Consider the following 14,132-nt stretch of genomic DNA (forward strand, 5'->3'; position numbering starts at 1 on the left):
GATCAGACCTCCTTCGTGAGCACGTCCCGTAGTTCCTTGTCGTAGAAGTCGAGGAAGCCGTCCGGGTCCGGGCCGGCGTTCATCAGCACCAGGTGGTCGTACCCGGCCTCGGCGTAGGTCTTGACCTGCTCGACGTACTTGCGCGGGTCGGGCCCGACGACGAACTGCTCGCGGATGTCGTCGGCGGTGACCGTGGCCGCGGCGGCCTCGAAGTTGACCGGGTTCGGCAGCTCGCTCATCACCTTCCAGCCGGTGACCGCCCACGGCGTGAGCTTCAGCGCCGACTCGACCGCCGCGTCCTCACTGGTCGCCCAGGCCGTCGCGACCTCGGCGTACCGCGGGCCCTGGCCACCGGCCTTCGCGTAGGTCTCGGCGAGATCCTTGCGCGGCTCGGTCGTGAACAGCCCGCCACCATGCGTCGCGGCCAGTTCCGCGGCGTCCTTCCCACCGGCCGCGACCGCGATCACGGGCAGCTGTTCCGGCAGGTCGAAGACCCGCGCGTCCTCCAGGGTCAGATGCTTCCCGTCGTACGACCGGTAGCCGCCCTGCCACAGCAGGTTGATGATGTCGAGCGCCTCGGCCAGCCGCTCGTGCCGCCCGCGGACGCTCGGGAACCCCTGACCGACCACGTGCTCGTTGAGCCGCTCCCCCGCCCCGATGCCCAGCGTGAAGCGGTTGTCCGAGACGATCTGCAACGTCGCCGCGGCCTGCGCCACGATCGCCGGGTGGTAGCGCACCGTCGGGCAGGTCACGCCGGTGGCCAGACCCAGATCCCGGGTACGCGCGGCGATCGCGCCCAGCACCGTCCACGCGAACGGCGAATGCCCCTGCGCCTCCACCCACGGATGGTAGTGATCACTGATCTCGACGAAGTCGAATCCCACGGCCTCGGCCCGCTCCGCCTGCCGGATCAGCTCCCGCGGCCCGAAGTTCTCGGCGAACAACTTGTATCCGAAACGCATACTCATCGGGTTCCCCCGCCGCGCACGGACAAACCAGGGTCCCCGATCATGGATCGATGCCCACCGACCACTTCAGCACCACGACCAGCCTGGCCACACCCCCGGCCGACGTCCACGCCTTCCTGTCCGACCCGCACAGCTACGTCGGCCTGGCGCCCCTGGTCGTCGAGGTCCGCGACATCCGCGTCACCGGCGCCTCGACCCGCTACGTGGCCGCGGAACGCTTCCGCTTCGGCCCGTTCCACTGGGACAACGCGATCGACGTGACCATGACCTTCCCGACCCCGCTGGAGGTCGTCAGCTCGGTCCGTTCCCCCGGCTGGGTCCGCCTGACCTCCACCGTCACCCTGACGCCGACCGAGGCCGGCTGCACGCTCGTCGAGTCGGTCGAGCTGCACACGCCGTGGTTCCTCCGCTCCTACGCCCTGCGCAAGGCCCGCGAGGCCCAGGCAGGCCGCATAACCGGCCTCCAGTCCCGCTTCTGACCCGCCCGCGGTCCCCATCCAGGCGTCCTCGACGGCGCCGACCGCGGCCCCCAGCCGCCTTCCTCTCAGCTCCTGAGCCCCTCAGCCCCTGAGCCCCGCCTCTGGCGCCCCTTTGCTCTGAGCGCGTATAGGCAACACTTCGATGTTGGCGTATCCGGATGTCGTCGCCATCCAAGTGGTGCCTATACGCGCTCAGAGCAAAGGCGCCGGCGGAGGGGTCGGGCTCGGAGCGCCGGCGCGGAACGGCTCGGCCCGGAGTGGTGGTTTGGGCGCGGAGCGCCCGGAGGGTGACCACGCACGCAGAACGAAGGGTGCGCGGCTCTGTTCTGGCCGGCCACGGCCTTGGAGCCGCGCGCCCGGCCTCGGCGGGAGCTGCGGTCTGCACACCCCACCCAGCTACGACATCACGCTCTTGATCTTGATCTGGGGGTGGCGGGCCGACAATTTGCGCCCCGGCGGAAGCCGCTGCCGCTCTTGAAGTTGGGTGAGACGAAGAAGCCGGGGATCACTGAGCACGAAGCGGCTGCGCCCGGCGGTGGGCCTGATGCACGCCGAGCCGGGGCGGCCGTGGCAGCTGGTCGAGCCGGCCCGCGCGGCCACCATGTCCCGTCGGAGAGCGCGTTCAAGCGCGAGGTGGGCGTCTCGCCGCCGCGGTTCAGATCGGGTACGAGGGCAGATCGCCGCGCAGGGTGACCCACTGGGTCTCGGTGAACGCCTCGATGTTGGCCTGCGGGCCGCCGTGGCGGGAGCCGGTGCCGGACGCGCCGACACCACCGAACGGGGCCACCGCCTCGTCGTTGACCGTCTGGTCGTTGATGTGGACCAGGCCGGACGGGATGCGCTCGGCCAGGGCCAGGCCCGCGTAGACGTCCTTGGTCAGGATGCCCAGCGACAGCCCGTAGTCGGTGTCGGCGGCCAGCGCGATCACCTCGTCGATCGACGAGAACGGCGTCACCGGGGCGACCGGGCCGAAGATCTCCTCGGCGTACGCGGGGGCGGACACCGGCACGTCGCCCAGGACCGTGGGCCGGTAGAACAGGTTGTCGTAGGTGCCGCCGGTGCGCAGCGTCGCCCCGCCGGCCACGCTGGACGAGACCAGGCCGTGCACGCGGTCGCGCTGGGCCTGGTCGATCAGCGGGCCGAGCGCCACCTCCTCGCGGAACGGGTCGCCGACCGGCAGTTTCGCGACCCGCTCGGCCAGCTGGGCGGTGTACTCCTCGGCGATGTCCCGGTGCACCAGGTGGCGGGAGGTGGCCATGCAGATCTGGCCGGCGTGCGCGAAGGTTCCCCACGCGCCGACCGAGGAGGCCGCGGCGACGTCGACGTCGGGCATGACGATCAGCGCCGAGTTGCCGCCCAGCTCGAGGTGGGCGCGTTTGAGGTGCTTGCCGGCCAGCTCGCCGACCAGCCGGCCGGCGCGGGTCGATCCGGTGAAGGCGATGACGCGTACGGCCGGCTCGGTCACCAGCGCGGCGCCCACGTCCGCGCCGCCGGGCAGCACCTGGAGCACGCCGGCGGGCAGCCCGGCCTCCTCGAAGATCCGGGCGAAGACCACGCCGCCGGTCACCGCGGTGCGCGGGTCGGGCTTCAGGATGACCGCGTTGCCCAGCGCCAGGGCCGGGGCGACGGCGCGGATGGCCAGGATCGTGGGGACGTTGAACGGCGCGATCACGCCGACCACGCCGGCCGGGACGCGGCGGGCGAAGCTGAGGCGGGGCAGGCCGGTGCGGAGCAGTTCGCCATACGGGTGGGACGGCAGCGCCGAGGCCTCGTAACATTCGGCGGCGCTGGTGTGCACCTGGAAGCCGCCGAACGGCTGGATGGCGCCGGTCTCGCGGGCCAGCCACTCCTTGATCTCGCCGGCGTTGGCGTTGAGCAGGTCGCCGGCGCGGCGCAGCACGGCGGCGCGTTCCTCGTGGGGCAGGCCGGCCCACGCCACCTGCGCCTCCTTGGCCCGGGCGGCGGCCGTGGCGACGTCGGCCGGCGTGGCCAGCCCCATCGTGCCCAGCGTATCGCCGGTGGCCGGTTCGACCACGTCGTACGCGTCGCCGCCACCGTCGGCCCACGCCCCGGTCCAGATCTTGCCGTGCCACGCACCATCGCCGACGAGTGTCATGACCGGGACGCTATGCAGCTGCCTCAACAGACGGGAGTGGCGCCTTCCGCTCAGTGGAATCGGGGCCGGCTCGATCCATGCCCAGCCGCACCAGCACGATGCCTCCGATGATGAGGACGCCGCCGCCGAGCTGGAGCGCGGTCGGCAGCTCGTCGACGAACAGCCACGCGAACAGGACGGCGAACAGCACCTCGGTCAGGCCGACGAACGACGACAGCGACGCGCCCAGCAGCCGCGCGGCGCCGATGCCGGCCACGTACGCGATGGTGGCCGCGACCACCGCGAGCCCGGCGATCGGCACCAGCCAGCTCACCCGGAGCCCGGCCAGGGTCACCTGGCCGAAGGTGAACGTCATCGGCAGCAGTCCTGCCGCGCCCAGCCCGAAGAGCAGCACCGCGCCGACCGCCATGCCGCCCGAGGCCAGCGCGATCGACGGCAGCTCGGGGTCGACCCGGGCCGAGAGCACGAAGTAGCCGGCCAGCCCGACCGCGGCGATCAGCCCCCACATCACGCCCAGCGGGTCGAAGCGGGCGCCGCTGGTCAGGTCGAGGACCAGCGCCAGCCCGGCCAGCGCGGTGACCGCACCGGCCACGGTGAGCCGCACCGGCCGCTGCCCGTGCACCGCCCACATCCACAGCACCACCAGCAGGATGCCGGAGTATTCCAGCAGCAGCGCCACCCCGATCGGCAGCCGCTGGACGGCGTTGAAGTAGCCGACCTGGGCGGCCGCGATGGCCAGTAGGCCGAACAGCCCGATCGGGCCGGCCGACCGCCGCAGCGCGGCCCAGCGCCCCCGCATCGCGATCAGGGCCGGTATCGCCAGCAGCACGGCGCCGAGCCCGACCCGCACGGCCACCGCCGACCCGGCCGACCAGCCGGCGTCGAGCAGTGAACGCGCGAAGATGCCCGACGTTCCGAAGGTGGCGGCCGACAGCAGCGCCAGCAGCAGCCCGAGACGCATAGCCCCATCCCCTGTCATGAGTCAAACATTGCTATGCTCATGACACTAGGACCCGGGCGTGACAGGAGTCAAGATGATTTTCGCCCATGACACGGAGATCTCTCTGGCCGGCGCGGCGGCGTTGGTGAACACCACCGACGGCGGCGAGCAGCTGCCCGACCTGGCCGCTCTGGACGCGTTCTACCGGACCTGGCAGTGGACCGGCCGCCGCGCCGGCACCGAGGCCGAGCTGCGCGCGGTGCACAAGCTGCGCCCCCGCCTGCGCCAGGTCTGGGAGGCGGCCGGCGAGGAGCAGATCGTCGTCCTGGTGAACGAGCTGCTCCGCGAGGGCCGGGCGCTCCCCCAGCTGGTCCGCCACGACCAGTTCAGCTGGCACCTGCACGCCGCCCCGTCCGAGGCCCCGCTGGCCACCCGGATGATGGTCGAGGCGGCGATGGCGTTCGTCGACATGATCCGCGAGGACGAGCTGAGCCGCCTGCGCCGGTGCGCCGCCGACGACTGCGACAACGTGCTCGTCGACCTGTCCAAGAACCGCTCGAAGCGCTTCTGCGAGGCCGGCTGCGGCAACCGGGCGGCCGTCAACGCGTACCGCGCCCGCAAGGCCGGCCGCGTCCGACCGTGAGCATGGCAGGATGTGCCGGTGGCTGAACGTATCGTGCGCCCCACCGGGCGCGGCTTCCTCCTGCTCGACTCCCACCCGACCGGCTGCGTCGAGAGCGTCCGGGCGGCGCTGCCTCCCATCGCAACCGTGTCCCGGCGGCCGACGGCACTGGTGATCGGTTCCAGCGCCGGCTACGGCCTGGCCGCCACCGTCGCGGGCCTGGCCCGGCAGGGCATCCAGGGCGTCGGCATCGGTTTCGAGCGCCCGCCCGGCCGCCGCACCGCGACCGCCGGCTGGTACCGCACGATCGCCACGGCCGAGTTCGCCGCCGAGGCGGGCAGCGACTTCACCTTCCTGAACGCCGACGCCTTCGCCGACGCGACCAAGCAGGAGACCCTCGACCTGCTGGCCAAGCGCTTCGGCGGCCTCGACCACCTGATCTACAGCGTCGCCGCGCCCCGCCGCACCGACCCCGACACCGGCGAGACCTTCCAGTCGGTCATCAAGCCCCTTGGCGCCGCCCATACGACCCGCACGCTGGAGTTCGACCGCGACGGCACCCCCGCGCTGCGCGAGCTGAGCGCCGACCCCGCCGACGAGGCCGAGACCGCCGCCACGGTCCGCGTGATGGGCGGCGACGACTGGTCCCGCTGGATCACCGCCCTGTCCGACCGCGGCCTGCTGCGCGACGGCTTCCGGACGGTGGCCCTGACCTACATCGGCTCGAAGCTGACCTCGGCCATCTACCGCGACGGCACGATCGGCGCCGCCAAGGCCCACCTGGAGTCGACCGCGGCCGGCCTGACCGACCTCCTGAAGCCGGTCGGCGGCCGCGCCCTGACCTCGGTGAACGGCGCCGCGGTGACCCAGGCGTCGACCGCCATCCCCGGCATCGCCCTCTACGTCAGCCTGCTGCGCGCCGTCCTGGGCGACGCGCTCCAGTCCCCGATGGAACAGTCGATCCGGCTGTGGGACCAGCTCACCGGCGCGGCCCCCCTCGACCTGGACGAGCAGGGCCGCATCCGCCTCGACCGCTGGGAACTCTCCCCCGACGTGCAGGCCGCCGTGGCCGAGCGCTGGTCGTCGATCACCCCCGGGACGATCAGCGAGGTGGCCGACGTAGCCTGGTTCCGCGCCCAGTTCCGCGCCCTCTACGGCTTCGACATCGACGGCGTCGACTACGACGTCCCGGTCGAGCCCGACCTTCCGTGGCCGACGTGAGTTCACGATCAAAGGCTTGATGTCGTAGCTCGGTGGGTGGTGCTGACCGCCGCTCCCGCCGGGGCCGGTCGCGCGGCTCCTGGCCGCTGGCGCGCCCAAACCAGAGCCGCGCGACCTTCATTCCGCGTGCGTGGTCACCCTCCGGGCGCTCCGCGCCCAACCCTGACCGGGGCGGCGGGATCAGGTCCAGATCTGGTTGGGCTGGGCGTGGCAGGTCCAGATGATGATGCCGGCGCCGGGGGTGGTGGAGGCGCCGTTGACGTCGAGGCACAGGCCGGACTGGACGGCCGCGATGGTGCCGTTGGGGTTGAGGCGGAACTGCTGGTTGACGCCGCCGTTGCATTCCCATTGCAGGACGCGGGTGCCCGCCGCCGTGCCGCCGTTGAAGACGTCGAGGCAACGCGTGCCGTCGTAGACCCGCAGCTCACCGGCCGCGGTGAAGTTCCAACGCTGGTTGGCGCCGCCGTTGCACGGGTAGATCTCGGCCGCCGCGTCGTTGACCACCACGTTGTCGTGCACGTCGAGACACTGTCCGGAGGCTTGGCCGACCAGCTGGCGACCGGCGTAGGGCGACCCGCCGGACACCCGGAACACCGCGGTGCCATGGGCCGGAACGGTCGCCGAGATCGTTCCGGTGGTCGTCGAGGCGCCGCCGGTCCAGAGGTCGCGCAGACCGTAGGACCCGGCCGCGTTCATGCCGACCTGGGCCGCGCTCGTGGTGATCGTGGTGGCCGAGCCGTTCTCGTTGAACAATGCCACCGCGCGGTCGCCGTTCGCCAGCACCTTGCTGAACACCCACTGGCCGGAGTAGTTGCGGACCACGTACGCCGACCGGCCCAGCGAGTCCTGGTCGACCGCGATCAGCCCGGCGTTGGTCAGGATGCCGAACGTGGCGCTGGAGGCGGTCCTCAGGTCCGAGCCGATCAGCAGCGGCGCCGACATCATGGCCCACAGCGCGAAGTGCGTACGGTATTCGGTATCGGTCATCCCGCCGTTGCCGACCTCGAGCATGTCGGGGTCGTTCCAGGCGCCGGGCCGGGAGTACGGGGCCAGCACGTAGTTCTGCCGGATGATGCTGAGGACGGAGCCCCAGTTGTCCTCGATGTCGCCGGTGCTGCGCCACGCGTTGCCGACCGGGCCGGCCCAGCGCCACGGTTGGGTCGAGCCCCACTCGCAGATCGCGAACACGATCGGCCGGCCGGTGCGGGCCAGCGCGTCGCGCATCCGGGTGTAGCGCTCGATCGCGTCGCGGCCCTGGTTGTTGCAGTTGTCGTACTTCAGGTAGTCGACGCCCCACGAGGCGAACAGCCGCGCGTCCTGGTCCTCGTGGTCGAGCCCGCCCGGGAACCCGATCGGCGAGCAGGTCATCGTGCCGGCGCTGGTGTAGATGCCGAACTTCAGACCCTTGCCGTGTACGTAGTCGGCGACCGCCTTGATCCCGTTGGGGAACCGCGCCGGGTCGGGCACCAGGTTGCCGTTCGCGTCCCGCTGCGACAACGCCCAGCAGTCGTCGAGGTTGACGTACTCGTAGCCGGCCGCCTTGAGGCCGCGCGCCACGAAGATGTCCGCGATGCCCCTGATCATGGCCTCGTTGAACTCGGCCCGGCACTGCGTCGAGTTCCAGTTGTTGAAGCCCATCGGTGGTGTCCGGGCCAGCCCGTTGTCCAGCGCCAGGACGGGCTGAGCTGGAGCGACGAGCGAGGCGGCGAGTACGAGGACGGCGACGGCAGCGAGCCGGAGGATCCGCATCACATTGATGAACATCCATGTATTGCCGATATTTGTCAACGCCGGGCCGCGCCGGTGGCGTAGGGTCCCCGCCATGCCCGGTCGTTCCCGCACGCGCTGACGAAACCCGTCCGACGCGTGCCGCCCACTGAGATGCGTGGCACCAGCCTGCCCGAAGGATCTCCGTGCGCGACCGCGACTTCCGCTTGCTCTGGTTCGGCCAGACCGCTTCCCAGCTCGGCGAACACACCACCGCGGCGGTCCTGCCGCTGATCGCGGTGCTCGCCCTGAACGCCACCCCGGCCGACGTCGGCCTCCTCCGCGCCTTCGGCCAGGCGCCGTTCCTGCTGCTCGCGCTGTTCGCCGGCGCTTGGGTGGACCGATGGCGTACCCGCGACGTGATGGTCGCGGCCGACCTCACCCGGGCCGTCGCCCTGACCGTCGCGGCCGTGGCCGGGCTCGCGCTGCCGGGCCTGTTCGTGGTGGCCCTGGTCGTCGGCGGCATGTCGGTGCTGTTCGACATCGCCTACCAGGCGTCGATCCCCCGGCTGCTGCGCCGCGACCAGCTCATCACGGCCAACAGCGCTCTGGAGGGCACCCGCTCGGCCGCGCAGCTGGGTGGCCCGGCTCTCGGCGGCGCGCTCGTGTCGCTGCTGCCGGCCGCGGCGGCCATCGGTTCCGGCGCGCTGTTCTTCGCGACCTCGTTCCTGTCGATCCGCGCGCTGCGCGCCGACGACCCGGAACACCGCTCCCGCACCCGGATCCGCGACGGCCTGCGCTTCGTCGCCGGTCAGCCGGTGCTGCGGGCGGTGGGCCTGGCGTCGGCGGCGTTCCAGTTCTCGTTCGCCGGGTTCATGACCGCGTTCCTGGTCTTCCTGCCCCGGGACCTGGGTCTCTCGGCCGGCGCGATCGGGCTGGTGCTGGCCGCGACCGGGCCGGGCGCGCTGGTCGGGTCACTCCTGGCGGCGCGGCTGCCGGGTCTTCTCGGGTACGGGGTGACGGTGGTCGGCGCCGCGCTGATCGGGGACGGCGTGGCCCTGGTCGTCCCGGCCCTGCACGGGTCACCGGCCTGGACGTTCCCGCTCCTGCTGGCCGTGATGGTGATCTTCGGGGCGGGCGGTCAGCTGGTGAACGTGACGGTGATGGCCATCCGCCAGGCGGTCACCCCGGCCGCCATGCAGGGCCGCGTCGCCGCCACGATCACCTTCGCGGGCATGGGCACGCAGCCGCTGGGCTCGCTGGCCGGCGGCTTGCTGGCCGGCGCGTCGAGCCCGCGGACCACCCTGGTGGCGGCCGCCGCGGCGATGCTGCTGTCCCCCCTCGTGCTGGCCCTGTCACCGGTGCGGAGATGGAGCGATCAGGCGTAGAAGCGCTGGATGCTCTGCGCCACGCAGACCGGCTTGGGCGAGCCCTCGGCCTCGACGGTGAAGTCGAACACCGCCTGCACGCCGCCGTCGACCGGCTCGACGCTCGCCACGGCGCCGAGCATGCGGATGCGGGAGCCGACCCGGACGGGGGCCGGGAACCGTACCCGGTTGAGCCCGTAGTTGATCCCCATCGCGACGCCCTTGACCTGCAGCAGTTGGGAGAACAGCGGGATCACCAGGGACAGCGTGAGGAAGCCGTGCGCGATCGTGCCCTTGAACGGCCCGGCCGCGGCGCGTTCGGCGTCCAGGTGGATCCACTGGTGGTCGTCGGTGGCGTCGGCGAACTGGTTCACCCGCTCCTGGGTGATCTCCATCCACTCGGTGGCGCCCAGGTCCTGGCCGGCCAGGGCGGTCACCTCGGCCAGCCCGTTGGCGACGGTCGTCATGCGGTTGTCCCTTCGATGGGTCCGCCGTACTCACGGCGGAGTCGTGCCTTCAGCAGTTTGCCCGACGCGGTCCGGGGCAGATCGTCCACGAACCGTACGTACCGGGGAATCTTGAACTTGGCCAGCCGCCCCTCGAGGCTGCTCAGGATGTCGGCGGCCTCGACGGCCGAGGACCGCACGATCAGCGCCTGGCCGACCTCGCCCCACTTGGCGTCGGGCACCCCGATCACCGCGCACTCGGCGACGCCCGGGCAGCTCAGCAGGGCGCTCTCCACCTCGGCCGGGTAGATGTTCTCGCCCCCCGAGATGATCATGTCCTTGGCCCGGTCGACGATCCGGTGGAAGCCGTCGGCGTCGCGGACCGCGATGTCGCCCGAGCGGAACCAGCCGTCGTCGTCGAGCACCGCGGCGGTCTCGTCGGGCCGGCCCCAGTAGCCGTCGAACACGTTCGGGCCGGCGACCAGGATCTCGCCCGGCTCGCCGTCGGCGGTGTCACGGCCGTCCGGGGTGACCACGCGGACGTCGGAGAAGAACACCGGCACGCCGGCCGTGCCCGCCCTGCGCGCGGCGTCCTCGGCTGCCAGGTAGAGCACGCCGGGCGCGGCCTCGGTCATCCCGTAGCCCTGGAGGAACGGCACGCCGCGGTCCTCGTACGCCTGGATCAGCGACGCCGGCACCGGCGCGCCACCGCACTCGAGGATCCGCAGGCTGGAGAAGTCGGCGTCCTTGACCTTCAGAAGCAGGGCGAACATCGTGGGTACGCCGAACATCACGGTCACCCGTTCGGCCGCGATCGTGGCCGCCGCCCGCTGCGGGTCGAACGACGGCACGAGCACCGCCCGGCCGCCCTTGACCAGGATCGGCAGCAGCGACTGGGCGAGCGCGGCGATGTGGAACAGCGGCGCCGCCACCAGCACCACGTCGTCGCCGCGCAGGTCGATGTCGATCAGGTGGTTGCAGACGTTCCAGGTCAGGTTGCCGTGGGTGAGCATGGCGCCCTTGGGCCGCCCGGTCGTCCCCGACGTGTACATGAGCACGGCCAGGTCGTCGAGCCCCACCGGCTCGTCGATGGGGTCGCCGCCCACGCCACCGACCGTGACCGACGGGAGGTCGAGGTCGGCCGCGGCGCCCTCGTGTCCCGGCCCGGCCACCACCACGACCGGCTCGGCGTCGCGGACGATCACCATCAGCTCGTCGCGGGTCAGCCGGAAGTTGAGCGGCAGGTACACCGCCCCGAGCAGCCCCGCCGCGAACAGGGTCCGGACCGCGTGCGGATGGTTCACCCCGAGGTAGGCGACGCGGTCACCACGCCGCACGCCCAGTCGCCTGAGCCGGTGGGCGAAACCCAAAGCTTCCGAGGCGAGTTCCGCGTACGTCGTGCCGGCCGCGCCGTGGGTCAGGGCGACGCGGTCAGGTGACATCCGCGCCCGGCGGGCCGGCCAGGATCCGAGTCCCTGATTGCGCATCGCTCCCCCGCTCACAGCCAGTCGGGCAACTCCGGCTTCTCGCCCCGCACGTCATCACCCGGCGACCGGCCGGTGAGCCAGCCGGCCACCGCGGCCGGCGTGCCCGACACCGCCACCGCGCCGTCGCCCAGGGTCCAGCTGTGTCCCGCCGCCTCGATCCGCACCGACAGCCCTTTGAGACGCCCGGCGACATCCCCGATCAGCTCGATCAGGAAGTCTTCCGGAAAGCCGTCGAAGGTCAGCCCGGTGCCGAGGTCGGCCTGGTGCACCCAGACCTCCCGCGACCGCATCCAGAGCACCTCGGCCCCCTGGATCGCACGCCCCTGCCGCGTTCGCACGGTGGCCGTCCACGCCTCGGCCGGCATCTCCGCCGTCCGGGCCGCGAACCGCTCACTCGACCGGAGCAGGTCGGCACGCAGCTCGGCGGCCGGCCGCTTGGCGCCACGCTCGATGTCGTCGTCCCGCTGCTCCGGGCTCGCGTACATCGGGGTCTCCACCCCGGTGCGCGCCCACTCCAGCAGGTTGACCAGCGCATCGGCGTTGCGGGCGACATGCGCGACCACGTGGGCGCGGGTCCAGCCGGCCAGCGCCGACGGTTCCCGCACCTGGTCCTCGGTGAGCCCGGCGACCGCCGCCACGAACCGGGCGGTGCCCTCCCGGGCCCATTCCTCACTCCATGCGCGAGACACGTGAGGATTCTACGGTTGGCGCCCCCGAAACGCAGTCTCCGCGGCGGTGTCCGACATCCCGCCGACCTAGGTCCGATAGACCCCCGGCACCGTGGTCCAGCCCTGCCGTCCCCAGATCGCCAGCTCATCGCCGGCGAGCCGGATCCCGATGTCCCGGTGCTCACCGAGCCGCAGCCACTCGGTCTGTTGTGGACCGTCCGGCCGGCTGCTGGACCAGCCACCGATACTTCTGGCGCTGGGCGCTCGCTCGCAGCAGCGCCGTCGCCCGCTGCTCAGCCGTCCGGCGCCGATCCGTCCAAGGCACCATCCCGCACCTGCCCCCTTTTGCTCTGCGCACCTATATGCACCCCCTAGGCAAACCGCCTGACCAGGGGCGCCGGCGCCGACGCCGGGGTGCTCAGCCGCACCCCGGAGAGAAAGCCGAGGTCAGCGGGGGTTGCGTATGAGTGCGCAGAGCAAAGGCGGGCGGGGCGGGTAGCGTCGCGGTCGACAGGGCGGCCGTCGGAGCAGCCAGGACACGAATGTATGCACGGGAAGTGGGCATATCGGCCCCCAAGCGGCGACAATGCTTCGGCGTAGTTGACATCCTGTGTCCGATCGACGTCGGCCAGGAGGACCGAGGCACGCGCGGTAGCACAGAAACGCACCTGTTGACGGCGACCAGGCTCTTGGCGGAGGGTTCCCAGGTGGACGAGGACTGGCCACAACCAGGGGCGCTGCTGTCCCACCGCTACCGGCTGGTGGACCGGCTGGCCACCGGCGGCATGGCGGAGATCTGGCGCGCCGACGACGAGCTGCTCGGGCGGGCCGTCGCGCTGAAGCTGCCCACCCCGCACGCCGCCGAGGTGCTGCACCAGGCGTGGACCGAGGCGCGCACCGCGGCCCGGCTCTCGCACCCGCACATCGCGGCCGTCCACGACTACGGCGAGTCGCCCCGCCCGGACGGGTCGCTGGCGCCGTTCGTGGTGATGGAGCTGCTGGACGGCGAGTCGCTCGCGGCCCGGCTCACCGACGGCCCGATCCCCTGGCCGGAGGCGGCGCGGATCGGCGTCGAGGTGGCGTCGGCGCTGGCCGCGGCCCATGCCCGCAGCGTGGTGCACCGTGACGTCAAGCCGGGCAACGTGATGCTCACGCCGACCGGCACCAAGATCCTCGACTTCGGGATCAGCGCGGTCACCGGTACGCCGGACGAGGACGAAACCGGGTCGACGTTCGGTACGCCGGCCTACGTGGCGCCGGAACGGCTGGACGGACGCCCGGCCGAACCCGCGACCGATGTGTACGCGCTGGGCGCGGTCCTGTTCGAGATGGTGGCCGGCGAGCCGCCCTACCCGGTGGACACGTGGGAGGAGTACGCCGCCGCGCGGACCGCCGGGCCGGGCCGGCTGCCCGACGACCTGCCGGTGGCGTTCCGTGACCTGGTCGAGCATTGCCTCCGGGACGATCCCGCGAAACGGCCGCCCGCCGACGAGGTTCGCGACGAGTTGAGCACACTGATCGGCAACAAAGAGAAAGGACGTTCGTTCTCTCCCCGGGCCGCGGCGGGACCGTTCACCTCGGGCCGGGCGCCCGCGCACACGGTGCCGATCGTGCGGCCCCCGCGCCGTACCGCGGGACGCATCGCCGTGGTCGTCGCTCTGCTCGCCGCGGCCGGCGTGGCCGTGGTGATCGGCTCCTGGTCCTCCCCGGGCGACGAGAACCGCGCCGAACCACTGGTTCCGACGACCGAGCCCGCCGTCACCCACACGGTCACCGTCGAGCCGGACCTGCCGCCGGCCAGCCCACCGCCGTCGCCGGCGACGGAGACGGGGACGGGGACCGGGACGGAGAACGACGGGAGGCGGGACGCCGCCGTGCAGGACGTGACGGCCGCCGTCGAGGCGGGCCGCGACGCCGGCCGGATCCGCGAGGACGTGGCCGTCGACCTGCTCAACCTGCTCGGCCAGCTGGACGACGCGCCGGCCGGCGAGGTGGCCGGCCGGGTCGACGCGCTCCAGCAGAAGGTCCGCCAGCGCATCGGCGAGGGTGGCCTCGACGCCGCCCAGGCCGACGTCCTGCGGGCCCGCCTCGACGAGGTGAAGCGGACCTAG

General features: G+C 72.3%; 12 protein-coding genes. 5 read left to right on the forward strand and 7 right to left on the reverse strand.

What is annotated here, in order from left to right; genetic code table 11:
* Nucleotides 1-2: 2 nt before the first annotated feature.
* Entirely contained in the window at nucleotides 3-968 is a 966-nt protein-coding gene (locus AB0O15_RS22490) for a TIGR03557 family F420-dependent LLM class oxidoreductase (protein ID WP_364321630.1), read from the reverse strand.
* A 50-nt stretch (nucleotides 969-1,018) separates the two neighbouring features.
* Between AB0O15_RS22490 and AB0O15_RS22495 the strand changes: the two genes are divergently transcribed.
* Complete coding sequence (locus AB0O15_RS22495; RefSeq protein ID WP_364321633.1) at nucleotides 1,019-1,447, forward strand: SRPBCC family protein; 429 nt, start codon at nucleotides 1,019-1,021, stop codon at nucleotides 1,445-1,447.
* Between the two features lie 655 nt (nucleotides 1,448-2,102).
* On the opposite strand, the gene AB0O15_RS22500 is transcribed toward AB0O15_RS22495, so the two are convergent.
* Together AB0O15_RS22500 and AB0O15_RS22505 are read right to left on the reverse strand one after the other, a co-directional pair.
* Nucleotides 2,103-3,563: a benzaldehyde dehydrogenase gene (locus tag AB0O15_RS22500; protein WP_364321636.1), complete on the reverse strand. Its 1,461-nt coding sequence runs from the start codon at nucleotides 3,561-3,563 to the stop codon at nucleotides 2,103-2,105.
* A 10-nt stretch (nucleotides 3,564-3,573) separates the two neighbouring features.
* Nucleotides 3,574-4,524 carry an EamA family transporter gene (locus tag AB0O15_RS22505; RefSeq protein ID WP_364321639.1) on the reverse strand — a complete coding sequence of 317 codons (951 nt, stop codon included), beginning with the start codon at nucleotides 4,522-4,524 and terminating at the stop codon, nucleotides 3,574-3,576.
* A 73-nt stretch (nucleotides 4,525-4,597) separates the two neighbouring features.
* Between AB0O15_RS22505 and AB0O15_RS22510 the strand changes: the two genes are divergently transcribed.
* Together AB0O15_RS22510 and fabV are read left to right on the forward strand one after the other, a co-directional pair.
* Nucleotides 4,598-5,146, forward strand: a complete 549-nt coding sequence (locus AB0O15_RS22510; protein ID WP_364321642.1) for a CGNR zinc finger domain-containing protein — start codon at nucleotides 4,598-4,600, stop codon at nucleotides 5,144-5,146.
* An 18-nt stretch (nucleotides 5,147-5,164) separates the two neighbouring features.
* A complete protein-coding gene (gene fabV / locus AB0O15_RS22515; RefSeq protein ID WP_364321645.1) occupies nucleotides 5,165-6,346 on the forward strand; it encodes an enoyl-[acyl-carrier-protein] reductase FabV in 1,182 nt (393 codons plus the stop codon).
* A gap of 180 nt (nucleotides 6,347-6,526) precedes the next feature.
* Here the strand turns inward: fabV and AB0O15_RS22520 are convergent, their stop codons facing one another.
* Entirely contained in the window at nucleotides 6,527-8,110 is a 1,584-nt protein-coding gene (locus AB0O15_RS22520; protein WP_364321648.1) for an RICIN domain-containing protein, read from the reverse strand.
* Nucleotides 8,111-8,259: 149 nt separating this feature from the next.
* Here AB0O15_RS22520 and AB0O15_RS22525 point away from each other — a divergent pair, with 149 nt between their 5' ends.
* Complete coding sequence (locus AB0O15_RS22525) at nucleotides 8,260-9,441, forward strand: MFS transporter (RefSeq protein ID WP_364321651.1); 1,182 nt, start codon at nucleotides 8,260-8,262, stop codon at nucleotides 9,439-9,441.
* On the opposite strand, the gene AB0O15_RS22530 is transcribed toward AB0O15_RS22525, so the two are convergent.
* The 3 genes from AB0O15_RS22530 to AB0O15_RS22540 are packed head-to-tail and all read right to left on the reverse strand — an operon-like array spanning nucleotide 9,432 to nucleotide 12,042.
* Entirely contained in the window at nucleotides 9,432-9,887 is a 456-nt protein-coding gene (locus AB0O15_RS22530) for a MaoC family dehydratase (protein ID WP_364321654.1), read from the reverse strand. The two genes, AB0O15_RS22525 and AB0O15_RS22530, sit on opposite strands and share 10 nt — an antisense overlap.
* Entirely contained in the window at nucleotides 9,884-11,308 is a 1,425-nt protein-coding gene (locus AB0O15_RS22535) for a long-chain fatty acid--CoA ligase (protein ID WP_364321657.1), read from the reverse strand. The genes AB0O15_RS22530 and AB0O15_RS22535 overlap by 4 nt, the downstream gene beginning before the upstream one ends.
* Before the next feature lie 56 nt (nucleotides 11,309-11,364).
* Nucleotides 11,365-12,042 carry a maleylpyruvate isomerase family mycothiol-dependent enzyme gene (locus AB0O15_RS22540; RefSeq protein WP_364321660.1) on the reverse strand — a complete coding sequence of 226 codons (678 nt, stop codon included), beginning with the start codon at nucleotides 12,040-12,042 and terminating at the stop codon, nucleotides 11,365-11,367.
* Nucleotides 12,043-12,728: 686 nt separating this feature from the next.
* Between AB0O15_RS22540 and AB0O15_RS22545 the strand changes: the two genes are divergently transcribed.
* Nucleotides 12,729-14,132 carry a serine/threonine-protein kinase gene (locus tag AB0O15_RS22545; RefSeq protein WP_364321663.1) on the forward strand — a complete coding sequence of 468 codons (1,404 nt, stop codon included), beginning with the start codon at nucleotides 12,729-12,731 and terminating at the stop codon, nucleotides 14,130-14,132.

Source organism: Actinoplanes sp. NPDC089786 (assembly GCF_040684855.1).
GTDB lineage: Bacteria > Actinomycetota > Actinomycetes > Mycobacteriales > Micromonosporaceae > Actinoplanes.